Source organism: Brevibacterium sp. XM4083, from assembly GCF_006489205.2.
GTDB lineage: Bacteria > Actinomycetota > Actinomycetes > Actinomycetales > Brevibacteriaceae > Brevibacterium.
On sequence record NZ_VFYR02000002.1, the window covers coordinates 389,167 to 412,624 of the forward strand.

General features: G+C 69.0%; 24 protein-coding genes and 1 tRNA gene. 9 read left to right on the plus strand and 16 right to left on the minus strand.

Annotated elements, in window-relative coordinates; translation table 11 throughout:
• Position 1: 1 nt before the first annotated feature.
• Positions 2 to 193 carry a ubiquitin-like protein Pup gene (locus FJ887_RS07570; RefSeq protein ID WP_095375555.1) on the minus strand — a complete coding sequence of 64 codons (192 nt, stop codon included), beginning with the start codon at positions 191 to 193 and terminating at the stop codon, positions 2 to 4.
• A complete protein-coding gene (gene dop, locus FJ887_RS07575) occupies positions 193 to 1,731 on the minus strand; it encodes a depupylase/deamidase Dop (RefSeq protein ID WP_140954996.1) in 1,539 nt (512 codons plus the stop codon). Before dop ends, FJ887_RS07570 begins: the two co-directional genes overlap by 1 nt.
• Positions 1,732 to 1,763: 32 nt before the next feature.
• Between dop and FJ887_RS07580 the strand changes: the two genes are divergently transcribed.
• Entirely contained in the window at positions 1,764 to 2,159 is a 396-nt protein-coding gene (locus tag FJ887_RS07580) for a DUF3054 domain-containing protein (protein WP_140954995.1), read from the plus strand.
• A 37-nt stretch (positions 2,160 to 2,196) separates the two neighbouring features.
• Here the strand turns inward: FJ887_RS07580 and arc are convergent, their stop codons facing one another.
• Genes arc through FJ887_RS07595 form a run of 3 tightly spaced genes read right to left on the minus strand, consistent with a single transcriptional unit; the run spans position 2,197 to position 6,171 of the window.
• Complete coding sequence (gene arc, locus FJ887_RS07585; protein WP_137824070.1) at positions 2,197 to 3,843, minus strand: proteasome ATPase; 1,647 nt, start codon at positions 3,841 to 3,843, stop codon at positions 2,197 to 2,199.
• A complete protein-coding gene (locus tag FJ887_RS07590; RefSeq protein WP_250786196.1) occupies positions 3,840 to 4,964 on the minus strand; it encodes a tRNA (adenine-N1)-methyltransferase in 1,125 nt (374 codons plus the stop codon). Before FJ887_RS07590 ends, arc begins: the two co-directional genes overlap by 4 nt.
• A gap of 46 nt (positions 4,965 to 5,010) precedes the next feature.
• Positions 5,011 to 6,171, minus strand: coding sequence for a site-2 protease family protein (locus FJ887_RS07595; RefSeq protein ID WP_137824068.1), 1,161 nt, complete (start codon positions 6,169 to 6,171; stop codon positions 5,011 to 5,013).
• Positions 6,172 to 6,313: 142 nt separating this feature from the next.
• On the opposite strand from FJ887_RS07595, the gene FJ887_RS07600 reads away from it, so the two are divergent.
• A complete protein-coding gene (locus FJ887_RS07600; RefSeq protein WP_137824067.1) occupies positions 6,314 to 7,123 on the plus strand; it encodes a RecB family exonuclease in 810 nt (269 codons plus the stop codon).
• Here FJ887_RS07600 and FJ887_RS07605 read toward each other — a convergent pair.
• Entirely contained in the window at positions 7,101 to 7,760 is a 660-nt protein-coding gene (locus FJ887_RS07605) for an HAD family hydrolase (RefSeq protein WP_140954994.1), read from the minus strand. The two genes, FJ887_RS07600 and FJ887_RS07605, sit on opposite strands and share 23 nt — an antisense overlap.
• 22 nt (positions 7,761 to 7,782) lie before the next feature.
• On the opposite strand from FJ887_RS07605, the gene FJ887_RS07610 reads away from it, so the two are divergent.
• Complete coding sequence (locus FJ887_RS07610) at positions 7,783 to 8,613, plus strand: proteasome assembly chaperone family protein (protein ID WP_137824065.1); 831 nt, start codon at positions 7,783 to 7,785, stop codon at positions 8,611 to 8,613.
• 1 nt (position 8,614) lies between these two features.
• On the opposite strand, the gene mshC is transcribed toward FJ887_RS07610, so the two are convergent.
• The 3 genes from mshC to FJ887_RS07625 are packed head-to-tail and all read right to left on the minus strand — an operon-like array spanning position 8,615 to position 11,298.
• Positions 8,615 to 9,874, minus strand: a complete 1,260-nt coding sequence (mshC, locus tag FJ887_RS07615) for a cysteine--1-D-myo-inosityl 2-amino-2-deoxy-alpha-D-glucopyranoside ligase (protein WP_140954993.1) — start codon at positions 9,872 to 9,874, stop codon at positions 8,615 to 8,617.
• Between the two features lie 40 nt (positions 9,875 to 9,914).
• Positions 9,915 to 10,748 (minus strand): SCO1664 family protein, encoded by an 834-nt coding sequence (locus FJ887_RS07620; protein WP_250786197.1) that lies wholly within the window; start codon positions 10,746 to 10,748, stop codon positions 9,915 to 9,917.
• Positions 10,735 to 11,298, minus strand: coding sequence for a DUF3090 domain-containing protein (locus tag FJ887_RS07625; RefSeq protein ID WP_137824063.1), 564 nt, complete (start codon positions 11,296 to 11,298; stop codon positions 10,735 to 10,737). Before FJ887_RS07625 ends, FJ887_RS07620 begins: the two co-directional genes overlap by 14 nt.
• Positions 11,299 to 11,393: 95 nt before the next feature.
• Here FJ887_RS07625 and FJ887_RS07630 point away from each other — a divergent pair, with 95 nt between their 5' ends.
• Positions 11,394 to 11,696, plus strand: coding sequence for a hypothetical protein (locus FJ887_RS07630; RefSeq protein WP_137824062.1), 303 nt, complete (start codon positions 11,394 to 11,396; stop codon positions 11,694 to 11,696).
• A gap of 56 nt (positions 11,697 to 11,752) precedes the next feature.
• On the opposite strand, the gene FJ887_RS07635 is transcribed toward FJ887_RS07630, so the two are convergent.
• A complete protein-coding gene (locus FJ887_RS07635) occupies positions 11,753 to 12,652 on the minus strand; it encodes an aldo/keto reductase (protein ID WP_140954992.1) in 900 nt (299 codons plus the stop codon).
• A 72-nt stretch (positions 12,653 to 12,724) separates the two neighbouring features.
• Between FJ887_RS07635 and FJ887_RS07640 the strand changes: the two genes are divergently transcribed.
• Positions 12,725 to 13,558, plus strand: a complete 834-nt coding sequence (locus tag FJ887_RS07640) for an undecaprenyl-diphosphate phosphatase (protein WP_140954991.1) — start codon at positions 12,725 to 12,727, stop codon at positions 13,556 to 13,558.
• 2 nt (positions 13,559 to 13,560) lie between these two features.
• Here the strand turns inward: FJ887_RS07640 and FJ887_RS07645 are convergent, their stop codons facing one another.
• The gene (locus FJ887_RS07645; protein ID WP_140954990.1) at positions 13,561 to 14,301 is read right to left on the minus strand and encodes a histidine phosphatase family protein; all 741 of its coding nucleotides are present in this window, start codon (positions 14,299 to 14,301) and stop codon (positions 13,561 to 13,563) included.
• A 54-nt stretch (positions 14,302 to 14,355) separates the two neighbouring features.
• Between FJ887_RS07645 and FJ887_RS07650 the strand changes: the two genes are divergently transcribed.
• Together FJ887_RS07650 and FJ887_RS07655 are read left to right on the plus strand one after the other, a co-directional pair.
• A complete protein-coding gene (locus tag FJ887_RS07650; RefSeq protein ID WP_232623601.1) occupies positions 14,356 to 14,559 on the plus strand; it encodes a DUF5703 family protein in 204 nt (67 codons plus the stop codon).
• A gap of 8 nt (positions 14,560 to 14,567) precedes the next feature.
• Entirely contained in the window at positions 14,568 to 15,545 is a 978-nt protein-coding gene (locus FJ887_RS07655; protein WP_250786198.1) for a DMT family transporter, read from the plus strand.
• Here the strand turns inward: FJ887_RS07655 and FJ887_RS07660 are convergent.
• The 5 genes from FJ887_RS07660 to FJ887_RS07680 form a co-directional block, all read right to left on the minus strand.
• On the minus strand, positions 15,499 to 16,806 hold the full coding sequence (locus FJ887_RS07660) for a M20/M25/M40 family metallo-hydrolase (RefSeq protein ID WP_140954989.1): 1,308 nt from the start codon (positions 16,804 to 16,806) through the stop codon (positions 15,499 to 15,501). The two genes, FJ887_RS07655 and FJ887_RS07660, sit on opposite strands and share 47 nt — an antisense overlap.
• Before the next feature lie 112 nt (positions 16,807 to 16,918).
• Positions 16,919 to 17,006 (minus strand) — tRNA-Leu (locus tag FJ887_RS07665).
• A gap of 137 nt (positions 17,007 to 17,143) precedes the next feature.
• Complete coding sequence (locus FJ887_RS07670) at positions 17,144 to 18,004, minus strand: MaoC/PaaZ C-terminal domain-containing protein (RefSeq protein ID WP_140954988.1); 861 nt, start codon at positions 18,002 to 18,004, stop codon at positions 17,144 to 17,146.
• Positions 18,004 to 19,359 carry a 3-oxoacyl-ACP reductase gene (locus tag FJ887_RS07675; RefSeq protein WP_140954987.1) on the minus strand — a complete coding sequence of 452 codons (1,356 nt, stop codon included), beginning with the start codon at positions 19,357 to 19,359 and terminating at the stop codon, positions 18,004 to 18,006. Before FJ887_RS07675 ends, FJ887_RS07670 begins: the two co-directional genes overlap by 1 nt.
• Positions 19,356 to 20,645 carry an acetyl-CoA C-acetyltransferase gene (locus FJ887_RS07680; RefSeq protein WP_140954986.1) on the minus strand — a complete coding sequence of 430 codons (1,290 nt, stop codon included), beginning with the start codon at positions 20,643 to 20,645 and terminating at the stop codon, positions 19,356 to 19,358. The genes FJ887_RS07675 and FJ887_RS07680 overlap by 4 nt, the downstream gene beginning before the upstream one ends.
• Before the next feature lie 62 nt (positions 20,646 to 20,707).
• Between FJ887_RS07680 and FJ887_RS07685 the strand changes: the two genes are divergently transcribed.
• Positions 20,708 to 21,361 carry a TetR/AcrR family transcriptional regulator gene (locus FJ887_RS07685; protein WP_140954985.1) on the plus strand — a complete coding sequence of 218 codons (654 nt, stop codon included), beginning with the start codon at positions 20,708 to 20,710 and terminating at the stop codon, positions 21,359 to 21,361.
• 55 nt (positions 21,362 to 21,416) lie between these two features.
• Positions 21,417 to 23,453 (plus strand): acyl-CoA dehydrogenase family protein, encoded by a 2,037-nt coding sequence (locus tag FJ887_RS07690; protein ID WP_140954984.1) that lies wholly within the window; start codon positions 21,417 to 21,419, stop codon positions 23,451 to 23,453.
• The last annotated feature ends 5 nt before the right edge of the window (positions 23,454 to 23,458 follow it).

The following is a 23,458-nucleotide window of genomic DNA, read 5'->3' on the forward strand; positions in this document are numbered from 1 at the left end:
CTCATTGGCCGCCCTTCTGCACGAAGTTGCGGACGAACTCTTCGGCGTTGGACTCGAGCACGCTGTCGATCTCGTCGAGGATCGAATCGACGTTCTCGGTGTTGATCTGGGCGGACACCGCCTGCGGCGGATCGACCGGCGGCTCGTCCCCACCGGCGGAGTGGTCCTTGTTGATCTGTTCGTTCGAGCTCATCACAGCCTTCTCTCTTGCGTCTTGGCGCTCAGTCTAGTCACTCCCAGGGCCGTCAGCAGGCCGTCGACGTCGTCGACGTCGGCCAGTCGCTCGGCGAGGAGAGCGCGGGTTCCCTTGCGGGGTTCGCTCATCGGCAGACGCACCAGCCCGGCGGTCCCGGCGTCGAAGACGAGGGAGTCCCAGCTCGCGGCGACGAGAGCGTCGGAGAACCGCGTCACCGCGAGTCCCCTGAGGTAGGCGCGAGTGCCCTCCGGCGGGGTCGTGACGGCGGCCTCGACCTCCTCCAGTGTCGTCAGACGGGTGATCCGCCCGGCCCGCTCGAGCTTGTGGAAGAGGCCCTTCTCAGGGCGCACATCGTGGTACTGGACGTCGATGAGGGCGAGCTTCGGATGATCCCAGGACAGTCCCTCCCGCTGCCGGTAGCCGTCGAGGAGCACCCATTTGGCGACCCAGTCGATCGAATCGGCGAGCGTCGTGGGATCGGCCGCGAGACCGTCGAGGAAGCGGCGCCATTCGGCGAGCACCTCCTGCGTCTCCGGGTCGTCACCGGCCTGCTCCCGGCAGGCGCTCCAGTAGAGGTCCTGGATCTCCAGGGCGGTCAGGTGCGACCCGTCGGCCAGCGGCAGGCGGGTGCTCAGCTGCAGATCATGGGAGACGTCCCAGAGCGCCTGGAGCGGGTCGGCGAGCTCGATCCGGGGAGCCAGACCCGCCTCGATGAGGCCGAGGACGAGGGCGGTCGAGCCGAACCGGACGAGGGTCGCAGGTTCGGCCAGGGTGGCGTCGCCGATGATGACGTGGAGTCGACGGTACCGGTCGGGATCGGCATGCGGTTCGTCACGGGTGTTGACGATGGGCCGGCGCAGCGTCGTCTCGAGTCCGACTTGGGCTTCGAAGAAGTCCGCCCGCGAGGAGATCTGGAAGCCGGGGGTCTCCCCTTCGCGGCCGATCCCGACCCGACCGGAGCCGCAGAGGATCTGCCGGGTGACGAAGAACGGGATGAGTCCGGCGACGAGGTCGTCGAAGTCAACGGTGCGCTCGACGAGGTAGTTCTCATGGGTGCCGTAGGAGGCGCCCTTCGAATCGGTGTTGTTCTTGTAGAGGTTGACCGGGGCGTCGGTCGCGGCCAGGCGACGGACGGAGGCCAGGGCGACGAGATCCCCGGCCCGGTCGTAGGTGACGAGGTCACGCGGGGTGAGCACCTCGGGTGAGGAGTACTCGGGGTGGGCGTGGTCGACGTAGTAGCGGGCGCCGTTCTCCGTGACGACGTTGGCGAGGTACTCGGCTTCGACCGCCTCGGCGGGCAGGTGCGTGAGCTGGGAGACGTCGGCGTCGGCGACGTTCATGAGGAACCCGCGGGCATCGGCGAGCGGGGACTCGGTCTCGAAGTCCCAGAAGCTCTGGGACGACTTGAGACCGCGCGGCCCCGCATACGCGTCGACGACGCGCGCGGAGTCGCGCATCGGGTTCGCCCCGGGGTTGCCCGGCTGGCTCAGCCCGAACTCGGTCTCGGCTCCCATCACCCGGTGCACCGTGATCATGACCTGCTCCCTCCACCGTTAGACTCGCAGTCGTGGCTGCGAAGAAATCTCATCTCCCGATCGCCCTTGTCGTCGACCTCGTGCTCGTGATCCTCTTCACGATCATCGGTCATTACACCCACTCTAACGACCTCGACCCGCAGGGCATCGTCACGACCGCATGGCCGTTCGTCGCCGCCCTCGTCGTCGCGTGGGTGCTCGCCGCGGTGTGGGACCGACCGCTGTCCCCGCTCGCCTCGGGCACCGGGATCTGGGCGATCACCGTGCTCCTAGGACTCGTCATCCGCGGCCTCACGGGCGCCGGTGGCGATCCCGGGCAGGTTCCCGTGAGCTTCATGGTCGTCGCCACGACGCTCAACTTCATCACCCTCGTCGGCTGGCGGGTCATCGCCACCACTGTCTCCGGCGGCGGCACGCGCCGACGCTGATCCCGCGGCCCTGTCAGGCCTGGACCGGCCACCGACCTCAGAGCAGGTCGGGGTTCGGTGTCGCCTCGGCGATCTCGGACTCGAGCGTCGGGGCTCCGCGGGTCGTGTCGAGGTGCATCATCCGCAGATGGGTGACCCGCTCGCCCTTGCGCCCGGAGATCCGGGCCCACTCGTCGGGGTTCGTCGTGTTCGGCAGGTCCTCGTGCTCGCTGAACTCCTCGGCGATCGCCTCGGCGAAGTGCTCGGGGTGCAGACCCCGCTGCCCGGTCTCGAGCAGTGACTTGATCGCTCCCTTCTTCGCACGGTCGACGATGTTGTGGATCATCGCGCCCGAGGCGAAGTCGGAGAAGTGGAGGACCTCGCGGGAGCCGTCGGCGTAGGTGGCCTCGACGAACTCGTTCTCCGGCACGCTCGCGTACATCCGCTCGACGCAGTAGTCGATGAGGGCGCTGACCGTGGCCTCGGCTCCCCCGTGCTCGGCCACGAGGCTCTCCCGCAGCGGCAGCGCCGGGGTGAGGTACTTGCCGAAGATGTCGCGGGCGGCCTCGGCGTCGGGCCGTTCGATGCGGATCTTGACGTCGAGGCGACCGGGGCGCAGGATCGCGGGGTCGATGAGGTCCTCGCGGTTCGAAGCGCCGATGACGATGACGTTGTCGAGCTGCTCGACGCCGTCGATCTCCGTGAGCAGCTGCGGAACGATCGTCGTCTCGACGTCGGAGGACTTGCCGGTGCCGCGGGTGCGGAACAGCGATTCCATCTCGTCGAAGAAGACGACGACGGGGAACCCGGCCGAGGCCTTCTCACGGGCCCGGGCGAAGATCAGCCGGAGCTGCCGCTCCGTCTCTCCGACGTACTTGTCGAGGAGTTCGGGGCCCTTGATGTTGAGGAAGTAGGTCCGGCGCGCGCGTTCCGAGCTGCGTTCGGCAAGCGAGTTCGCGACCGCCTTGGCGATGAGCGTCTTGCCGCAGCCGGGCGGACCGTAGAGGAGGATGCCCTTGGGCGGTTTGAGCCCGTGCTCGGTGTAGAGCTGCGGGTGCTCGAAGGGCAGCTCGACGGCGTCCTGGATCTGCCCGATCTGATCGGCGAGGCCGCCGATGTCCGAGTACGTGATGTCGGGGACCTCTTCGAGCAGGAGCGAGGACACCTCCGGCTTCTCGACGACCTCGAGGGCGAAATGGGTGCGAGTGTCGACGACGACGGCATCACCGAGGCGGACGCCTGAGTCGAGGACCTCCTGAGTGAGGACGTAGACCTGCTCGTCATCGCCGGGAGCGCCGACGAGGATGCGGGTGTCGTCGATGAACTCGCGGACGGTGACGACGCTGCCGACCGAGCCGAAGTCGCCGGTGCCGATGATGACGAGACCCTCGGACAGGAGCACCTCGGTGCCGGGCCGCAGCGTCGCCGTCTCGACCTCGGGACCGACCGCCACCCGCATCCGCCGTCCGCCGACGATGACATCGGCGGACAGACCCTCGGCGTCGACGGCGATGAGAGTGCCCCAGCTGTTCGGGGGTTCGGTCAGCCGCCGGGCCTCCTCCTTGATCCGCCCGAGCTCCTCCCGGGCGGTGCGCAGCGTCGTCGACAGCGCCTCGTTCCGCTTGCCGGCGGTGAACAGCTGCTGGCGCAGGGAAGCGGTGTCCTCCCGCAGCTTCTTCACCTCGCTCGTCGGTGTCTCTGTCATCGGCTGTCCTCCTTCTGCTCTGGTTCCGTGGCCGCTGCGGCCGGTTGGGCGGGGTCGGTCTGGTCTGCGGCCGGCTGGGCCGGGTCCGTCTGGTCTGCGAACGGCCGGTCTGGCGCGGGCTGTGGCTGGTCCGTGCCGGGGGTCTCGAGCCGTCTGCCGGCCTCGCGCATCACGCGACGCAGCTTCTTGCCGGTCGCCACCCGGGTGCCGATCGCCGTCTCCGTCACCTCTCCCCCGGTCCACGCTTCGACGTCGGCGCTCGATGCCGGCGCTCCCTGGGGACGCTTCTTCTTCTCGAGGGGAACCTCCCCCGGTGCCATTCTGCGGGCGATGACGAGGAAGCCGGTGTGGGCGATCATCCTGTGGTCGGGACGGACGGCGAGTCCGTCGACGTGCCAGCCGCGGACCATCGACTCCATCGCGCTCGGCTCGCTGAAGCACCCGGTCTCCCGGACCGCCTCGACGAAGCGCGAGAGCTGCGGGACGGTCGCGACATAGGCGATGACGACGCCCCCGGGAGCCAGCGCCTGCGTCACGGCGGCGAGCACGTTCCACGGGGTGAGCATGTCGAGGACGACGCGGTCGACCGTGCCGGGAGCGAACTCGGCGGGCAGGGTCTCGGCGAGGTCGCCGACCGTGACCGCCCAGTTGTCGGGGGCGCCGTCGAAGAAGTCGGCGATGTTGCCGGCGGCGATGTGGGCGAACTCCTCCCGCAGCTCGAACGAGTGGAGGCGGCCCTGCGGTCCGACGGCGCGCAGCAGGGCGATCGACAGGGCGCCTGACCCGACGCCCGCCTCGACGACGGTGGCACCGGGGAACACATCGCCGAGGGTGACGATGAGGCCCGAATCCTTGGGGTAGACGACGGCGGCACCGCGCGGCATCGAGAGCACGAAGTCCTCGTAGAGGGGGCGGAAGACCTGGAAGTCGACACCCCCGGAGTTCGTCACGACGATGCCCTCAGGTCGGCCGATGATGTCGTCGTGGCTGATGAGTCCCTTGTGGGTGTGGAACACCTCTCCGGAGGCGAGCACGATCGTGTGCATCCGGCCCTTGGGATCGGTGAGTTGGATCTTCTCCCCCGCGCGCAGTGCGGTGTCGGGTCGGTGAGGCTCAGTCATGATGCTTCTACTCTACGCTGGTGAGGTGTGCCTTATGCACACCGGTTCAGGCCGCGAGAAGCTCGTCGAAGAACTCCTGCAGATCGATGACGCCGACGAGCGTGTTGCCGTCCATGACCAGGCAGAACTGCGCCTTGGGGCGGTGGGTCAGCGACTCGAGCAGGTGCGGTGCGGTGATGTCCTTGGGCACCCCGATCCAGCCGGCAAGGGGCCTGGCCACTTCGCCGACGGGGATGTGGGTCATCGATTCGGCAAGCCGGCCGGCCGCGGCGTGCCGGTCGACGAGACCGTAGGGCAGCCCCTTCTGGTCGAGGACGACGATGAGCGTGCGCTCCTTGGCGTGGCCGAGGGTGTTCGCATAGTCGAGGGTGTCGGCGAGATCGGCGTCCCAGGTCGCGGCGATCGCCGGCTGGATGACCTGCCGCAGGTCGTAGGTCTCCATCTTCCGGGCCCGCTTCGCATGGGTCGCGGCATCCCCGGCGGAGAACCACAGCATGATGGCGATGAGCGACATCCAGGCGACGTTGAGCGGATCGGGCCGCTGCCCGGCGAGCAGCGGGGTGATGACCGACCAGCCGATGAAGCCGATCGCGATGATCCGCCCCACCCAGCTCGCGACGATCGTGCCGAGGTACTGGGAGCCGGTGATCCGCCACATCAGCGCCTGCAGTGCCCATCCGCCGTCGAGCGGGATGCCCGGCAGCAGGTTGATCGCGCCGAGGGCGACGTTGGCGAAGGTGATCGCGATGAGGAGCAGCCACGGCACCGAGTACGGGGTGACCGCGCTCAGGCACCACCACCCGAGGAGGGCGAGGACGATGTTGACGATGGGCCCGACGATGGAGATGACGAAGCTCGTCATCGCCGCCTTGTCGCGCGGATTGTCCACCTGCGGTTCGAAGCGGGTGAAGCCGCCCCAGATGTTGAGCTCGATCGCCGCGACCTTCTGCCCGTAGAACTGGCCGGCGACGCCGTGGGCGAGTTCGTGGAGGAACACCGAGGCGAAGAGGAGGACGGCGTAGGCGAACGCCACCGCCCACGACCACAGACCGAGGTCGGGGCGCACGGTGTGCACCCAGGGGGCGAAGAGGATCGTGATGACGATCGCGGCGAGGAACCACGACCACGCGAGGATGACGGGGGCGCCGAGAACGGTCCCCAGGCGCACGCCGGATGAGGCGCCGGTCTGGTGGTTCTTCGCGGCCATGAAAAGGACATCCTCTTGCACGTCGGGGTCGGGATTCTCAGCCTAACAGCGGCAGAGGCCTTCACCATGTCAGACGCGTCGTGTCCGCTCAACTCGACGGCGGCGCCCCGCCCGTGTCAGGACCCCTCGCTAGAGTGGGTGCATGGCCGAGCTCACCAGTCTCTCTCCGTCCCGTGCGAACGACTTCGTGCAATGCCCCTTGAAGTTCCGCTTCCGCAGCATTGACAGGCTTCCGGAACCCCCTTCACAGGCGGCATTCAAGGGCACGCTCGTCCATTCCGTGCTCGAGCAGCTCTTCGCGCTGCCGGCGGCCGAGCGCACCGAGGACGCCGCCCAGGCGATGCTCTCCCCGAGCTGGGACGCACTCGTCGAGAAGGACCCGACCGTGCTCGAGATCTTCGCCGACGATGCGGAGAAGGAGACATTCTTCACATCCGCCCACAACCTCGTGCGCGCGTACTTCACCCTCGAGTACCCCGAGCATCTCGAACCGGAGACGACGGAGAAGTACGTGACGACGACACTGGACAACGGCCTCGAGCTGCGCGGATTCATCGACCGGGTCGACGTCGCTCCGGGCGGGGAGAAGCGCCTCGTCGACTACAAGACCGGCAAACAGCCGAAACCCCAGTACGGGCGGGAGGCGAAGTTCCAGATGGGCTTCTACGCGCTCGTCGAGTACCGGCTCACCGGAGAACTCGTCCACACGCTCCAGCTCATGTACCTCGGCTCGCGGAGCATCCTCAAATCGCATCCGACGCCGGCCGACCTCGAGGCCAGCGAATTCGAGATCGCCGCGATCTGGAACGACATCGTCGCGGCGGCCGAAGCCGATCGCTGGCGCCCCCGGAAGTCCCCGCTGTGCAACTGGTGCTCGTTCAAGCCCCTGTGCCCGGCCTGGGGCAACGCCGCTCCCCCGACGCCTGAGATCACGCGGATAGTCGGGACGTGAGCGCGCGCAGATCGTCGACGTCGTGTCCGGCGAGGCTCGTCCACAGGGTCGTGCCCGGTGCGGGGTCGAGGTCGACGAGGTGCGGGATGCCGATCGCGATCGTGCCCGCCGCCTCGGCGCTGGCCAGTCCGGGCCGGGAGTCCTCGAGGGCGATGCAGCTGCCGGGATCGAGACCGAGCAGCGCGGCACCCGCAAGGTAGGGCTCCGGGTCGGGTTTGCCGGCGCTGACCTCGTCACCGGAGATGAGCCCGACGAAGCTGTCGGGCGGGCACGCGGCGATGACCGCCTCGGCGAGGCTGCGGTAGGACATCGTCACCATGACGCACGGAATCCCCTCCTCCCGCAGCGCGCTCAGCAGCTCCAGCGCCCCGGGCCGGAAAGGCACGGACTCGGCGATGCGGGCGATGACGGCCGCGAGCAGGGTGTCGACGATGACGGGTGCCGGCAGGTCGAGCCCGGCCTCCCGCATGAGGTTGCCGGAGGTGAGGAGATCGTTGCCGACGAACTCGAGCCCCTGCTCCTCCGACCACGGCAGTCCGTGGGCGGCCATGAGCTCGGTCTCGGCCTCGATCCAGTACGGTTCGGTGTCGACCAGGGTTCCGTCCATGTCCCAGAGGACCGCGCCAGGATTCGTCATGGTTCCAGCGTAATGTGGTCGCATGACATTTCTCCCATCAGGTCACGGTGCGCTCGTCTTCATCGCCTTCGAGGGGCAGGATGCCGATGCTTCGGAGGCGGCGAGCTCGCTGGTCAAGGACATCATCGACACGTGGGGGCTCGACGACAGCGAGATCCTCGACACCGACGGCTTCTACGAGTTCCGCTTCTCCGAACCGGAGATCGAACGCGATGAGACGGGGCGGGCGAGCATCGCGTGGCCCGGTGTCGAGGTCCACCGCGGCACCCATGAGGGGCGCGCGGTCACCGTCATCCACGGGCACGAGCCCGGACTCAAGTGGCGGGAGTTCCTCTCCCTCATCCTCGCCGAGGTGGGTGAGGACGATTCCGTCGTCCTCCTCGGCGGTCTCCACGCCGAGGTGCCCCACACCAGGCCGCTGCCGGTCGTCGCGAACACCGAGGACCCCGACCTCGCCGCGCAGCTGGGCATCGAGATCAACAGCTACGAGGGGCCCATCGGGATCCTCGGACTCCTCGGGGTCGCGTGCTCGTGGCGGCAGCTCACCGCCATCAACCTCTGGGTGGGCGTGCCCGACTACCTCGGCGACTCGCCGTCGCCGAAGGCCGAACTCGCCCTCGTCCGGGCCGTCGAGAAGACCACGGGGGTGGAGATCGACATTCCCATCCTCGAGGAGGAGAGCCGGGCTTGGGAGCTCGGCGCCGATGAGGTCGTGTCGGCGAATCCGCAGCTGGGCGAGCTGCTCGGACGCCTCGAACAGCGCATCGACGCGACCGAACTGCCCGAAGCCAGCGGCGAGGCGATCGCCGCGGAGTTCGAACGCTACCTGCGCGGTCGCGGCCGCGAGCGCTGAGTCAGTCGCGCAGTCGGATGCCGAGCAGGGCGTCGACGGCGTCGGCGACCCGCTCGCCCGTCACCGGGCCGGGCTGCCCGGCCGGGGTGTCGGCGTAGTGCTCGGCCCATTCGTCGAGGATCCCCAGGGCCCGCGGGCTGTCGAGGTCGTCGGCGAGGGCTTCGCGCAGGAGGCCGATGATATGGGTGCGCAACCCCTCCCGGCACTCCGATTCGCACGTCGCCGCGTGCCGCCATGCGGCGAGGCGCTCGGCGGCGGAGTCGAGGAGGTCGCGGGTGAAGTTCCAGTCGCTGCGGTAGTGGTTCGACAGGAGCACCGTGCGGATGACCATCGGGTCGACGCCTTCGGCGAGCAGCTGCGAGACGAGGACGAGGTTGCCCTTCGACTTGCTCATCTTCTCGCCCTCGAAACCGACCATGCCGGTGTGCATGAACGTCCGCGCCAGCGGCGTATGCTGCCACGCCGCGGCATGGGCGGCGCCCATCTCATGGTGCGGGAAGATGAGGTCGCTGCCGCCGCCCTGGACGTCGACCGGCAGTCCGAGACAGTCATCGGCGATGACCGTGCACTCGATGTGCCAGCCGGGGCGTCCCGGGCCGAGCGCCCCGCCGTCCCAGGAGGGCTCGCCCTCGCGGGCCGCGCGCCACAGCAGCGGATCGAGCGGATTCTCCTTGCCGGGGGTCTCGGGGTCGCCGCCGCGTTCGGCCGACAGGCGCAGCATCGTCGCGCGATCGTCGTGGCTGACGCTGCCGAACGGCGGCTGGATCGGGGTGTCCACCCGGTAGTAGACATCGCCGTTGTCCAGCGTGTACGCCGCCCCCTCGGCGAGGAGGGCGCTGACCGCGGCGGCGATGCGCGGAATCGATTCGACGACGCCGACGTAGTCCTGCGGCGGGATGACGCGCAGGGCCTCCATGTCGTCGCGGAAGAGATGGATCTGCGATTCGGCGAGTTCGCGCCAGTCCACGCCCGTGGCCGCGGCGCGTTCGAGCAGCGGGTCGTCGACATCGGTCGTGTTCTGGACGTAGACGACGTCGAGGCCGGCATCGCGCCACACCCGGCCGAGCAGGTCGAAGGCGACGTAGGTCGCGGCATGACCGAGGTGAGTCGCATCGTAAGGGGTGATCCCGCAGACGTAGAGGGCTGCTCGGCCGTCGCGTCCGCTCAGTCGCCTCGGGCTGCGCGCCCCGGTGTCGAAGACGGTGGGGACTGTGCCGGTGGTGGACAGCTGGGGCAGCTCAGGTGCGGACCATGATTTCACGCAGACCAGCCTAACCGAGACCGACGGTCGCGAGCACGTCCTAGATCGGCGGCCAGGGAATCGCCGTCCGGTCCTCGGGCGGGGCGGGGAACACCCCGGTGTCGGCGAGGGTCTGCGCCCGCTCCGCGAGCGCCGTGATCTCCGTCTCCTTCAGGCATCCGGTGAGCGCGTCCCCGAGCACCGCAGGCATGGCCGCGACCTCGTCGAGGGCAGCGCGCTCGGTGTCATCGAACGCGGAGTCGGCGAACCCCCAGAGCACCGTGCGCAGCTTCTCCTGCCGGTGGAAGCTCAAGCCGTTGTCGATGCCGAACGTCCCGAGTCCCCCGGCCGCCCCGGGCAACACGCTGCCGGTGATGATGTGTCCGGCCTTGCGGTCGGCGTTGCCGGCGAGCAGATCGAAGAAAGCGACCCGCCGCAGCTCCTCGCCGAGGCTGTGGGAGAGGACGAGGTCCCGTCCCTCCTCGGTGCGCAGAGCGAACATCGGGGCGAAGGCCTCGGGGATCCCGTCGATCTCGGTGAGGGCGACATCGGCGTCGTCGCCGGCGTCCTCGACGTAGGCCTGGAGGGAACCGGGGCCGTGCGGCAGGTCGGTGCGGAGCACGGTGGGCGGGACGACCCGCAGGCCGAGATGGGCGCTGAGCCGGTAGGCGGCGACTTCGCGCCGCCCCAGGGTCCAGTCGGGGAAGTCGCGAAGGGGTCTCTCGCCGGCGATCGGCTTGTAGACGGCCTTGAGCACGCGGCCGGCGTGGTCGACGACGACGAGCGAGGTCGCGTTGCTCGCCCGCGGGATGTCTCCCATGAGCGTCAGCTCCCCGCCGGTCAGCGCGGATTCGACGAGGCGGTCGACCGCCGCCGGACCCTCAGGCTCGTGCAACACCGTTGGCGCGCGGGCAGAGGTGGCCTTCGGGTTCGAGCGGCAGCGAGCAGAACGGGCAGTCCCCGCGCCCGGCGGAAACGACCTGCTCGGCGCGGCGCGCGAACTCGCGGGCACCGGCCGCATCGAGGACGGTCCGCAGCACGTCACGCTCGACTTCGTCGTCATCGGGGTCGGCCGAGGTCCCGGCCTGCGCGTCCTCCTCGGTGAGTTCGAAGCATTCGACGACGAGTTCGTGGGCGACGGTGTCCCACCCCAGGCTCATCGTCCCGACCCGGAACTCGGGGTCGATGGGGACATTGAGTCCCGCGTTGTCGATGCGGTCGTCGATCGCCGTCTGCGGCACGCGGGCGGCAGGGTCTTTGATCATCACCATGTCGAGGAGCTCAGTGATGCGGTCGGCGAGGATCTCGACCTGCTCCTTCTCGACGATCACCGTCGTCAGGGCGTCGCCGGACTTCGCTTGGAGGAGGAAGGTCCGCTCCCCCGGCAGGCCGATCGTGCCGACGACGAAGCGGTCGGGTGTGGGGTGATCGTAGAGTGAGGCCATGTGACCCAGCCTAATCCACTGTCGCCCAGTGTTCGGAACCCCGGCCATCTGCGCCGACTCTAGGCGTGACCGTCGTGCTGGGATACATTTGACTCATGAGCACAGATCCTCGTGAGGCCCTGGACGCATTCCTCGAAGCGGTGAGGGAGCACTTCGCCGCATCCGCACATCGCAATGGAGACCAAGACCCCCGAGTCGAAGCCGCCTACATGGCTTTGGCCGACGCCTTCGAGATCTACGAAGACGCCATCTACACCGCGTACGACGAAGTCACCCCGTTCGAGCTCTTCGACGATGTCGAGGATGCGAAGGCCGACGACGAGGACGAGGACTACGACGAGTTCGGCGTCGCCGATGACGACGATGACGAGGACGACATCGACGACGCCCGACGCTGACGGCTCACGAGAGCTCACGACCTCACGGGAGCCGGTGCCTGTCGAGAGCCGAGGCCTCAGGAGATCTGCTCGAGCACCTCGGCGATCTCCGGTTCGAGGGTGACATCGCTGCCCATGACCTGATTCAGCTGCTCCGGGGTGCGCGCGGAGACGAGGGTGGAGGCGATGCCGCGTTCGCGGTTGAAGGCCAGGGCGATGTCGGTCGTGCTCACCCCGAGGGCCGCCGCGGCCCGGCGCACCCCGGCGAGCACTCGCGACGCCCTGTCGTCGAGGTAGGGCGAGACGTAGTCGGAGAGCTCCCCCGCCAGCCGCGAGTCCTGCGGAGTGCCGCGCTGGTACTTGTCCGCGAGCACCCCGCGGCCGAGCCCGGCACCGGCGATGAAGCCGATCCCCGCATAGTCGCAGGCCGGTCCGAGTTCGGCATCGGCGTCGCGGTTGAGCAGGGAGTATTCGCTGATCGCGCACGCGATCGGGATGCCGGCCCCGCGCATCTCGGCGAGCTGCCACCCCGTGTGGTGGGAGACGCCGACGTAGCGGACGGTGCCGAGCGTGAGCAGGGTGTCGATCGCCGAGGCGGTCTCGGACCTGTCGACCTCAGCGTCGAAGACATCGAGGACGAGGACGTCGAGGTGGTCCCGGCCGATCGCGCGCAGCAGCTCGGCGACCTGGTCGAGGATGCGGGCGCGCCCGAGCCCGAGCTCGATGTGGGATGACTCACTCAGCGACACCCCGACCCTGCCCATCACACTCACCGCGTCCGGCAGGTCGACCTGTCCGAGGATCTCGGCCGCATGGAGGCCTGAGCTGGGAAGTTCGAGGAGATTACCGCCCGCCTCGGCGTAGGCGTCGACGAGCCTCTGCGCGTCCCGCCCGTCGACCCGATGCCCCCACTCGAAGGTGCCCAAACCCACATCGCTGACGTCAAGACCGGTCGTTCCCAGGCGGTTGGAGTTCATGATTCTTGAGGTTACCCGATTCGCCGACTACCGTGGTCACGTTCCCACCAACCCTCTTCTCCTAGGAGACGCATGTACGAATGGCTCGTGGCCGCCGTGCTCGGAATCGTCCAGGCACTCACGGAATTCCTGCCGATCTCATCGTCGGCGCACGTGCGCATCGTCGGCGAATGGCTCCTGCCGGGTCGGGATCCGGGCGCGTTCTTCACCGCGATCATCCAGATCGGCACCGAGCTCGCCGTCGTCGTCTACTTCTGGCGCGACATCGTCTCCATCATCTCGAAGTGGTGCCTGGCGCTCGTCGGCAAACATGACCGCAAGGACCCCGAGGTGCGCCTGGGCTGGCTCATCATCGTCGGATCGATCCCCATCGTCATCCTCGGACTCCTCTTCCAGGACTACATCGAGACGACCTTCCGCAGCCTGTGGATCACCGCGACGATGCTCATCGTCTTCGGCCTCATCATCGGCCTCGCGGACTGGGTGGGGAAGAAGCAGTACACGATCGAGGACATGACCTGGGGACAGGGCATCGTCTACGGTTTCGCGCAGGCCCTCGCCCTCATCCCCGGCGTCTCCCGCTCGGGAGGCACGATCATGGCCGGCCGGTTCATGGGCTTCGACCGGCCCTCCGCCGCGCGCTACTCGTTCCTGCTCGCCATTCCCGCCGTGCTCGGGTCGGGCCTCTACGGCATCGTCAAGAGCCTCGGCGACACCGAGATGGTGCTCGGCTGGGGTCCGACGATCCTCGCCACCGTCATCGCGTTCTGCCTCGGACTCGCCGTCATCCACTGGTTCCTGCGCTACATCCAGACGAAGTCGTTCGCGATCTTCGTGTGGTACCGCGTCGCGCTCGGCATCCTCCTCTTCATCCTGCTCGGCACCGGCGTCCTCGCCGCAGGCTGAGGTCACTCGGGGTCGCTGAGACCGCCGCCGCCGGGCACACCGGCCTCCGCGAGTCCGGCGGCGGTCACCGACATCGCCGTGAGCACCGGGAACGGCCCGGACCAGTCGATGATCGTGAACGAGCCGGGGGCGACCGCGAGCCGCTGGAAGTCATCGAGCGGCATGCCGAGCGCCTCGGCGATGATCGCCTTGATGATGTCGCCATGGGAGACGATCATCCCCCACGCGGGCTTCGGCTTCTCCCCCGCCGCCGACTCCGCGGTCCCTGGCGCGTCCGCCGGCTCGGGCCGCTCCGCTGCCTGCTCCCGCCTCTCGAGCTCCCGGAGTTCGCCGACGAGGAACCGCACGCCGGACACGGCCCGGTCGGCCGCCTCGGCGATGGCCTCACCGGCCGGGAACCGCATCGCCGAGGCCCGCTCGGTCACCGTCTTCCAGTCGGGTGTCGTGACGAGGTCGGCGAGGCTGCGACCGGTCCAGTCCCCGTAGTCGAGTTCGACGAACTCCTCGCCGATGCGCGTCTCGGTCACCTCGATGTGCCTCTGGGCGATCTCGGCGGTCTGCACGCAGCGCAGCAGCGGCGAGTGGATGAGGCGGGCGAAGGAGGTGTGCGGAAGCAGCCGCAGCGTCGCCTCGAGTGCGCGGGTCCCGTCCTCGGTCAGCGACACGCCGGGCGTGCGTCCGGCGAGGATCCCTGCCGTGTTCGCGCTCGAGAGTCCGTGTCGGAGGAGGACGATGACGGGCATACGATCCAGATTAGCCCACATCGTCTACAGTGGCCCTATGAAGGAGGTGGGCGCATGAAACGCCAGCGACCGAGGATGACCTACGAGTTCCGGAAGGTCTCGTTCTCCAAGGACGTCCCGCGCTCCGTCAGTCTCCAGGAGCTCAACGACCAGGCCGAATACGGTCAGTGGGAGCTCGCACGGACCCGGATCTCCGCAGGCGGAACCCGCACCGTCTGGCTGCGCCGCAAGATCATGCCGCTCCCGACCGCCGGCTGACCGCGGGATTGGGAACGCACTCGGGCTTCCTGTCCCTCCTCCTCGCCGGCTCCGCGACGATCCTCGCGGGGGCGGCGATGTCGTTGCAGGGACGCGCCAACGGTCTGCTCGGGGCGGTGCTCGGAGGCGCCGTCTTCGCCGCCCTCATCTCGTTCGCCACAGGCCTCCTCGTCGTCGGTGTCGTCCTCGCCGCGTCCGCGTCGTCGCGGGCCGGCGCCCGTGAGCTCGTCGTTCGGGTGCGCTCGGGGCGGCTGCCGTGGTGGATGCTCCTCGGCGGGCTCAACGGCGCGTTCGTCGTCGTCGCCCAGGCCGTGACGGTCCCGCTCATGGGGGTCGCGATGTTCACGATGGCGTTCGTCGCCGGTCAGGTCACCGGCGGCATCATCGTCGACGGCACGGCGCTGCCGCCCGGCGGCCGTCAGCGGCTGACGGTGTTGCGCATCATCGGGGTCCTCATCGTCCTCGGAGCCCTCGTCGTCGGCGCCGCCGAGCGGCTCGACCTCGGGGTGCCGTGGTGGGCACCCCTGCTGCCGTTCATCGCCGGCGGTCTCGTCAGTGTCCAGCAGGCCTTCAACGGCCGTGTCCGAGCGGCCACCGGATCGGCCGTCGTCGCGACGACGGCGAACTTCGCGACCGGGTTCCTCGCCCTCCTCGCGGCGACCGCCGTCGTCATGGCCGCCGGTGTCCGGTGGCAGGGGTTCCCGACGGCGCCCGATCAGTGGTGGCTGCTGCTCGGCGGAGCCTTCGGGGTGATCTTCATCGGAATCACCGCGCTCACGGTCAGTCGCCTCGGCGTGCTCCTCCTCAGCCTCTTCTCGCTGTTCGGGAACCTGCTGGGCGCGCTCCTCCTCGATTACCTGCTGCCCCTGCCGGGATCCCTCGTGAGCGTGACGACGGTGCTCAGCGCCGCGCTCGTCCTCGTCGGGATCGCGGTGACGATCACGCCCGCATCAGGAAGTCGCCGAGGACGCGGGTCCCGAACCTGAGCGCGTCGACGGGCACACGCTCGTCGACGCCGTGGAACATCGCCGGGAAGTCGAGATCCCCGGTGAGCCGAAGAGGCGCGAAGCCGTAGCCGGCGATCCCGAGCTCCGACAGCGACTTGTTGTCGGTGCCGCCCGAGAGCGTGTACGGCAGCACCTTGGCGTCCGGGTCGGCGGCGAGCAGGCTCGCGTTCATCTGGGCCACCAGCGGGGTCTGATAGTCGGCTTCGAGTGCAGGGCCCTGTTCGCTGACCTCGATGTCGATGCCCGGACCCGCAAGCTCCTTGATCGTGAGCATGACGTCCTCGTGCTGGCCGGGCAGAGTGCGGCAGTCGACGTACCCGGTCGCGGTGCCGGGGATGACATTGTGCTTGTAGCCGGCCTCGAGGAACGTCGGGTTCGACGTGTTCTGCAGGGTCGGGGCGACGAACTTCGCGACGGAGCCGAGTTCGGTGAGCAGCTCGCCGATCGTCTCCGAGGTGAAGGCGATCCCAGTGATCTCCGAGACCCCTTCGAGCAGCTGCCGTGTCGCCGGAGGGATGTCCTGCGGCCATTCGTGCTCGCCGATCCGGGTGATCGCCGCGGCAAGGCGGGTGACGGGATTGTCGTCGTTGCGCTGGGAACCGTGGCCGGCGGAGCCGTGGGCGATGAGGTTGAGCCACGCCAGCCCCTTCTCCGCGGTCTGGATGAGGTAGACCCGCTGTCCGCGGATGTCGACGGAGTAGCCGCCGACCTCGGAGATCGCCTCGGTGGCACCGGCGAAGAACTCGGGGTGGTTGCGCACGACGTAGCGGGCCCCGTATTCGCCTCCCGCCTCCTCGTCGGCGAAGAAGGCGACGATGAGGTCGCGGCGAGGCTGCAGGCCCTGACGGACCATGTCGCGGATCGCTGCGATGATCATCGCGTCCATGTCCTTCATGTCCACCGCGCCGCGACCCCACAGCAGACCGTCCTTGATGACACCGGCGAAGGGGTCGACGCTCCAGTCCTCGGCGGCGGCCGGGACGACGTCGGTGTGGCCGTGGACGACGAGGGCGGGGGCCGTCGCATCGACGCCGGAGATCCGGGTGACCAGCGACGCTCGGCCGGGAGCGGATTCGACGATCGTCGACTGCAGCCCCACCTCGGCGAACCAGCTCTCGATGAGCTCAGCGGCGGGCCTTTCCGGGTTCGCCTTGTTCATCCCCCAGTTCTGGGTGTCGATGCGGATGAGCTGCTGGCACAGGGATGTGACCTCGTCCTCGGCGGCACTGAAATCAAACATGGAGACTCCCCTTCGACGCGACGGTGCTGAACAGGATCAACGTTAACGCACGGGCGCGACGGTGAATGAGCGAAGGCCCTCCCGGATCACTCCGGAAGGGCCTTCCCTGTTGTGCGCGAAGGGGGACTTGAACCCCCACGTCCGATAAGTTGGACACTAGCACCTCAAGCTAGCGCGTCTACCAATTCCGCCACCCGCGCTGGCAACAGGAATTACTCTACACGCGTTCGGCGGCGGCGCAAAATCGAATCGGCCGTTTGTGACCGACCTCACTGCCCACCGTCTCTGACCTCAGGCGATGCCGCTCGGCAGGCTCAAGCGCTGCCGCTCAGCGGCCTCAGGCGCTGCTGGTCGGCGCGGCGACCTCGGTGACGCTCGAGAGCACGTGCGGCTTGCCCTTGGCCGGGTCGAAGACCGCGAAGTCCGCCGCTTCGTGCCGCGCTCCCTCGGTGAAGGCGAACCCGACGGTCCCGGGAAGCAGGATCGGCTTCGCGAAGGAGACATCCCAGCGGTAGGACTCGAGTCGGGGATCGGCCGCCGCCAGCGCCCGGGACGCGGTGTACATCCCGTGCGCGATGACCTTGGGGAACCCGAAGCCGCGGGCGGCGAGCCCGTTGAGGTGGATCGGATTGTAGTCGCCGGAGACCTTCGCGTAGCGCTGTCCGATGATCGGATCGAGCCGCCAGCGCGCGGTCGGCAGCGGCGCAACGAAGTCCTCACGCTCCGGCTGCGGCTGCTCCTTCGCGCCGGCGAGCCGCTTGCCCTTCGCCAGGTACGTCGTCGTCTCCGTCAGCACCGTCTCGCCGTCGACCTGCGCGGTGACCTCGACGTCGATCGTCGTCCCCGACGGATGCGCGTACGGACCGGCCAGGGAGACGTGGAAGTCGACGACGTCGCCGATGCGCACCGGGCGCAGGACATCGACCCGATTGCGGATGTGGACCATCCCGACGAGCGGCAGCGGCACCGCTGGGTCGCTGAGGAGCTGCATGCTCAGCGGGAACGCGAGCACGTGGAGGTAACCGGGATGGACGACGTCGCGCAGCGGAGCTTCGATGACCTTCGCGAACCCCGCATAGGCGGTGGCGTCGATGGCGATGCTGCGCCCGATCGTCCGGTCGGGCAGATCCGTGCCGGGACGCGTGCCGAACGGCAGGGCCTTGAGGACGGCCTTGGCATAGACGGGAAGCATGCTCATCACGCACCCACCATGTTCTGCCCGCACACCCGCAGGGTCTGGCCGTTGATGCCGCGCGCCGAGGCGGAGGCGAGGAACGCGATCGTCTCGGCGACGTCGACGGGCAGTCCGCCCTGCTGGAGACTCGAGAGGCGCCGCGCGACCTGCCGGGTGAGCGGGGGCATCGCCGCGGTCATCTCGGTTTCGATGAACCCGGGGGCGACGGCGTTCGCGCTGCCGCCGAGTGCCGCGAAGTCCCCCGCCGAGGCGGCCGTGAGTCCGATGACCCCGGCCTTCGACGTCGCATAGTTCGTCTGACCGCGGTTGCCGGCGATGCCGGAGGTCGAGGCGAGCGAGACGACCTGGGCGCCTTCGGCGAAGCGTCCGGTCTCGAAGAGGCGGGCGTTGATGCGCGCCTGGGAGGCGATGTTGACCGCGATCACCGAGTCCCAGCGGGAGGCGTCCATGTTCGCGAGCAGCTTGTCACGGGTGATCCCGGCGTTGTGGACGAGGATGTCGACGGTGCCGTCAGCGGCTTCGGCGATCGCGTCGGCGGCTCCGTCGGCGGTGATGTCGAGCTGGAGGGACTTCCCGCCGACCTCGTTCATCACCTGCGCCAGGGCCTGCCCGGCCTGGGGCATGTCGACGCCGATGAGGTGGGCGCCGTCGCGGGCGAGCACACGGGCCACCTCGGCGCCGATCCCACGGGCGGCTCCGGTGACGACGGCGGTGCGCCCGGCGAGCGGACCGGCCTGGCCGGTCGCGAGGAATTCGGCGTCGGTCACCGCAGCGCCGGCATCCGAGGTCACAGTGATGAACTGACCGTCGACATAGGCCGATTTCCCCGACAGGAGGAACCACAGCGCCGACGCCACCGACGGGGCGTCGATGCCGACGCCGCGCCCGAGGAGGATTCCGTTGGCGGTTGCGCCGCGCCGCATCTCATGGGCCAGCGACCGGGTCAGACCGGTGATGCCCTGGGTGGCGGCTGCCACCTGCGGATCCTGAGCGGTCGGGTCGGGGGTTGCCGAGATCGTCACAACGCGACCGCACTTGGCCAGCGACCGCACCGCACCGCCGAGGCCGAGCACGGTCTCGGAGAGCGCGGAGGGCGAGGTCACGTCGTCGAGGACGGCGATGATCGCCCGCAGCGACTCATCGGGGGCCGCGTGCCGCCGGACCTCGAATCCGTTGTCGAGGAGGAGGTCGGCGATCGTCTGGGCCCCGCTGCCGGAGCCGAGGACGAGGACGGGCCGGCGCAGATAGGACTCGGGAGTCGAGCCGAAGCGCTGGAGTTCGACGGGCTGCGGGAGACCGAGGGTCTTCGCGATCTTCCCGAGCGGGCCGCCCATGAGTTCGAGGTACTTGTCCTTCATGCCGCCTCCACGATCGCCGTGAGCCCCTGTCCGCCTGCTGCGCAGATCGAGACGAGGGAGCGCTTCTTGCCGGTCTCCTTGAGGTACTTCGCGGTCGTCGCGATGATGCGCCCGCCGGTCGCGGCGAACGGATGTCCCGCCGCGAGCGAGGAGCCGAGCGGGTTGAGCTTCGCACGGTCGAGCGTGCCGAAGGCCCCGTCGAGACCGAGCTTCTCGCGACCGAACTCCTCGGACTCCCACGCCGCCAGATGCGCGAGCACCGTTGAGGCGAAGGCCTCGTGGATCTCGAAGACGTCGAAGTCGTCGAAGGTCAGACCGTTGCGGGCGAGCAGCCGGGGTACCGCGTAGGCGGGAGCCATGAGCAGGCCCTCGGCCCCGTCGACGAAGTCCACGGCGGCTGCCTCGGCGTCGATGAGCCGGGCCAGCGGGGTGAAGCCGCGCTCGGCCGCCCACTCCTCGCTGCCGAGCAGGACCGATGCGGCCCCATCGGTGAGCGGGGTCGAGTTGCCTGCGGTCATCGTCGCCGGGGTCGGCAGGCGCTTGCCGAAGACCGGGGAGAGCTTCGCCAACGACTCCAGAGTCGAGTCGGGGCGGAGGTTCGTGTCGCGGCTGACTCCGAGGTACGGGGTCACGAGGTCGTCGAAGAAGCCCTCGTCCCACGCCCCGGCCAGTCCCTGGTGGGAGGCGAGGGCGAGCTCGTCCTGGGCCTCCCGGCTGATCTGCCATTCGGCGGTCGTGATCGCCTGGTGCTCACCCATGCTCAGGCCCGTCCGCGGCTCTCCCGTCGACGGCGCCTGCGGAGCGAGGTAGGCGGGCCGGATCTGCGCGGCGATGCGCACGCGCTGTGCCAGCGTCTTCGCCCGTGAAAGCTCGAGGAGGATCTCCCGCAGCGAGTCGTTGACGACGATCGGCGCGTCCGAGGCCGAGTCGACGCCCGCGGCGATGCCCGATTCGATCTGCCCGGCGTTGATCTTGTTCGTCAGGCTGACGACGGTCTCGAGGCCCGTCGCGCAGGCCTGGCCGATGTCGTAGGCCGGTGTCGTCGGGGACAGCGCCGAGCCGAGGACGGCCTCGCGGGTGAGGTTGAAGTCCTTCGAATGCTTGAGGACGGCACCGCCGGCGACCTCGCCGATCGTCTCTCCGGCCAGCCCGAAGCGGGCGACGAGGCCGTCGATCGTGCTCGTGAGCATGTCGAGATTGCTCGCCTTCGCGTACTGCTTGTTCGACCGCGCGAAGGGAATGCGGTTGCCGCCGAGGATGACGGCGCGTGAGGTGGGTGCGGGCATGAGCGCCTCCGTGTCTGTCGAGGAATTAGCTGTTACCGACAGTACCTGATACCGTCTGTATCATGAAATCGCTCACAGACGGCCGCTCGACGCGGTGGCAGGAGCATCGCGACAGTCGTCGCCGCGAGCTGCTGCGGACGGTCCGCCATGTCGTCGACGAACACGGTGACGATCTGTCGATGGAGCAGATCTCCGAGCACTCCGGGACGACGAAGGCCGTGCTCTACCGCTACTTCACCGACCGCGCCGGGCTCCAGGAGGCGATGGGCGGCTGGGCGATGCAGGTGATCGCGAACTCGCTCGACGAAGCCAGCGCCTCCCGCGTCCCGGCCCCGGACTCCGCCGGCCCGACCCCTGACCGCCGTGAGACCCTCGAGGCGATGATCCGCGCGTTCGTCAGCCTCGCCGCCGAGTCGCCGAGCATCTACCGCTTCTGCGACCAGGCGGTGGGGCGCTTCGATCCTGGTGAGGAGGGCGGCTTCTTCCGCGAAGTCGCCGACCTCCTCGCCGAACGCCTCGACCTCGATGTCACCGACGGACGGTTCGCCGGTGACGACGGGAAGCTGTGGGCTGCCGGCGCCATCGGCTTCGTCCGCGCCGCGACGGAGACGTGGCTCTCGGCCCCCGGCTCCCCCGAGGCGTTCGCCGCCTCGGTGAGCACGTGGCTGTGGGCGTCCCTGCCGCCCGAAGCCAGGGGCGCACCGCCGACAGCCTGAGACACTCGCCCCGATCCGACCACACACCGCCATCGCACAGACCAGGAGCACACGCATGACCGACTTCGCGCTCGACCTCGATCCCACTGCCATCCAGACCGTCCTCGACGGACGCTGGGCCGATGCCCGCCGCCAGGGACGCAGCCTCGCCCTCGACGAGTCGACCCACCTCGACCCCGCTGACGACCTCGAGACCACCCGCGCGAACACCCTCGCCGCGGTCGGACTCATGGCCGGCACGAAGCTGCCGATGGCCGCGCTGCCGGAGACGCTCGGGGGGACGAACGAACACGCGAAGACCGTCGCCGGGTTCGAGGAGACCGTGACCGCCTCGCCGAGCCTGCAGATCAAGGCCGGGGTGCAGTTCGGACTCTTCGGGGGCGCGATCCTCCACCTCGGCAACCCCACCCAGCACGCCGACTGGCTCGTGCCCGCCCAGCAGGGAGAGCTGCTCGGGTCGTTCGCGATGACCGAGATCGGCCACGGCTCCGATGTCGCCGCGATCGGCACGACCGCCACCTACGATGCCGCGACCGAGGAGTTCGTCATCGACACCCCGTTCCGGGCTGCGACGAAGGAGTACATCGGCAATGCCGCCCGGGACGCACGGGCCGCCGTCGTCTTCGCCCAGCTCATCACCGCCGGGGTCAACCACGGCGTGCACGCGTTCTTCGTGCCCATCCGCACCGCCGAGGGCCAGCCGCTGCCGGGTGTGAGCATCGAGGACGACGGATACAAGGGCGGACTGCGGGGAGTCGACAACGGTCGGTTCGCCTTCGACGCCGTGCGCATCCCGCGCACGAATCTCCTCGACCGCTACGGCGCAGTGACCGCCGACGGCGAGTACTCCTCCCCCATCGATTCGCCCGGACGCCGGTTCTTCACGATGCTCGGCACCCTCGTCCAGGGCCGCGTCTCCCTCGACGGATCCGCGGTCGTGGCGAGCAAGCTCGCCCTCGACATCGCCGTGCGCTACGGGCTCGAACGCAAGCAGTTCACCACCGTCGACGACTACACCGAGACGACACTGCTCGACTACCAGCAGCATCAGCGCCGGCTCATGCCCGGCCTCGCCGCGGTCTACGCCTCGAGCCTCGCCCATGAGAAGCTGCTCACCTCGTTCGAGGAGGTGTTCTCCGGCGTCGACGACAGCGAGGAGAATCGCGCCCTGCTCGAGACCCGGGCCGCGGCGTTCAAGGCCGACTCGACGTGGATGGCCCTCGACGTCATCCAGGAGTGCCGCGAAGCCTGCGGCGGTGCCGGGTTCATGGCCGAGAACCGCCTCGTGGGCCTGCGGGCCGACCTCGACGTCTACGTGACGTTCGAAGGCGACAACACGGTCCTCCTCCAGCTCGTCGCCAAGCGCATCCTCGGCGACTACGCCAAGGAGTTCGCGCACATCGATGTCGGCGGAGCCGCCCGCTTCATCGGCACCCAGGCCGCCGAGCACACGCTCTACCGCAGCGGCCTGGCCAATGCCGGACGCGCGATCTCCGATGTCTTCACGCCCAATCTCAGCGAGAGGCGGATCCGTTCGGGTCGCCTCCAGCGCACCCTGCTCGAGACCCGTCTCGAGGTCATGGTCTCCGGGCTCGCCGCAGCGCTGCGTCCGGCGGCGAAGATGCCGGCGGCCAAGGCGGCCGAGCTCTTCAACTCCCAGCAGCACGAACTCGTCGAGATGGCCCGCGCCTACGTCGAGCTCGAGAAGTGGAAGGCCATCGACGAGGCGATGAGGGAGCAGAAGGATCCCGCCCAGGCGAAGATCTTCCGCCGACTGCGCGACACCTACGGGCTCAGCCTCATCGAGAAGCACATCGGCTGGCACCTCATGTACGGCCGTCTGCCGATGTCGCGCGCCCGCCAGGTCGGTGAGACGCTCAACCGCCTCTGCGCGAAGCTCGCGGCCAACGCCCTCGAGCTCGTCGACGCCTTCGGCTACGGGGACGATCACCGCCGGGCGACGATCGCCACCGGCGTCGAAGCCGAACGTCAGGCCGAGGCCGCCGCACACTACCGGCGGGCCCGCGCCCAGCGCGACTACCCGGTCCCGGAGAAGCAGCTGAAGAAGGCCGCGAAGTCCCGCACCGCCTGATGAGG

Excerpts from the sequence above, each read along its gene's own strand:
- FJ887_RS07570 (WP_095375555.1), bottom strand. The coding sequence starts at position 193 with ATGAGCTCGAACGAACAGATCAACAAGGACCACTCCGCCGGTGGGGAC.
- dop (WP_140954996.1), bottom strand. The coding sequence starts at position 1,731 with ATGATCACGGTGCACCGGGTGATGGGAGCCGAGACCGAGTTCGGGCTG.
- arc (WP_137824070.1), bottom strand. The coding sequence starts at position 3,843 with ATGACAGAGACACCGACGAGCGAGGTGAAGAAGCTGCGGGAGGACACC.
- FJ887_RS07590 (WP_250786196.1), bottom strand. The coding sequence starts at position 4,964 with ATGACTGAGCCTCACCGACCCGACACCGCACTGCGCGCGGGGGAGAAG.
- FJ887_RS07595 (WP_137824068.1), bottom strand. The coding sequence starts at position 6,171 with ATGGCCGCGAAGAACCACCAGACCGGCGCCTCATCCGGCGTGCGCCTG.
- FJ887_RS07600 (WP_137824067.1), top strand. The coding sequence starts at position 6,314 with ATGGCCGAGCTCACCAGTCTCTCTCCGTCCCGTGCGAACGACTTCGTG.
- FJ887_RS07605 (WP_140954994.1), bottom strand. The coding sequence starts at position 7,760 with ATGACGAATCCTGGCGCGGTCCTCTGGGACATGGACGGAACCCTGGTC.
- FJ887_RS07610 (WP_137824065.1), top strand. The coding sequence starts at position 7,783 with ATGACATTTCTCCCATCAGGTCACGGTGCGCTCGTCTTCATCGCCTTC.
- FJ887_RS07625 (WP_137824063.1), bottom strand. The coding sequence starts at position 11,298 with ATGGCCTCACTCTACGATCACCCCACACCCGACCGCTTCGTCGTCGGC.
- FJ887_RS07630 (WP_137824062.1), top strand. The coding sequence starts at position 11,394 with ATGAGCACAGATCCTCGTGAGGCCCTGGACGCATTCCTCGAAGCGGTG.
- FJ887_RS07635 (WP_140954992.1), bottom strand. The coding sequence starts at position 12,652 with ATGAACTCCAACCGCCTGGGAACGACCGGTCTTGACGTCAGCGATGTG.
- FJ887_RS07640 (WP_140954991.1), top strand. The coding sequence starts at position 12,725 with ATGTACGAATGGCTCGTGGCCGCCGTGCTCGGAATCGTCCAGGCACTC.
- FJ887_RS07645 (WP_140954990.1), bottom strand. The coding sequence starts at position 14,301 with ATGCCCGTCATCGTCCTCCTCCGACACGGACTCTCGAGCGCGAACACG.
- FJ887_RS07650 (WP_232623601.1), top strand. The coding sequence starts at position 14,356 with ATGAAACGCCAGCGACCGAGGATGACCTACGAGTTCCGGAAGGTCTCG.
- FJ887_RS07660 (WP_140954989.1), bottom strand. The coding sequence starts at position 16,806 with ATGTTTGATTTCAGTGCCGCCGAGGACGAGGTCACATCCCTGTGCCAG.
- FJ887_RS07670 (WP_140954988.1), bottom strand. The coding sequence starts at position 18,004 with ATGAGCATGCTTCCCGTCTATGCCAAGGCCGTCCTCAAGGCCCTGCCG.
- FJ887_RS07675 (WP_140954987.1), bottom strand. The coding sequence starts at position 19,359 with ATGAAGGACAAGTACCTCGAACTCATGGGCGGCCCGCTCGGGAAGATC.
- FJ887_RS07680 (WP_140954986.1), bottom strand. The coding sequence starts at position 20,645 with ATGCCCGCACCCACCTCACGCGCCGTCATCCTCGGCGGCAACCGCATT.
- FJ887_RS07685 (WP_140954985.1), top strand. The coding sequence starts at position 20,708 with ATGAAATCGCTCACAGACGGCCGCTCGACGCGGTGGCAGGAGCATCGC.
- FJ887_RS07690 (WP_140954984.1), top strand. The coding sequence starts at position 21,417 with ATGACCGACTTCGCGCTCGACCTCGATCCCACTGCCATCCAGACCGTC.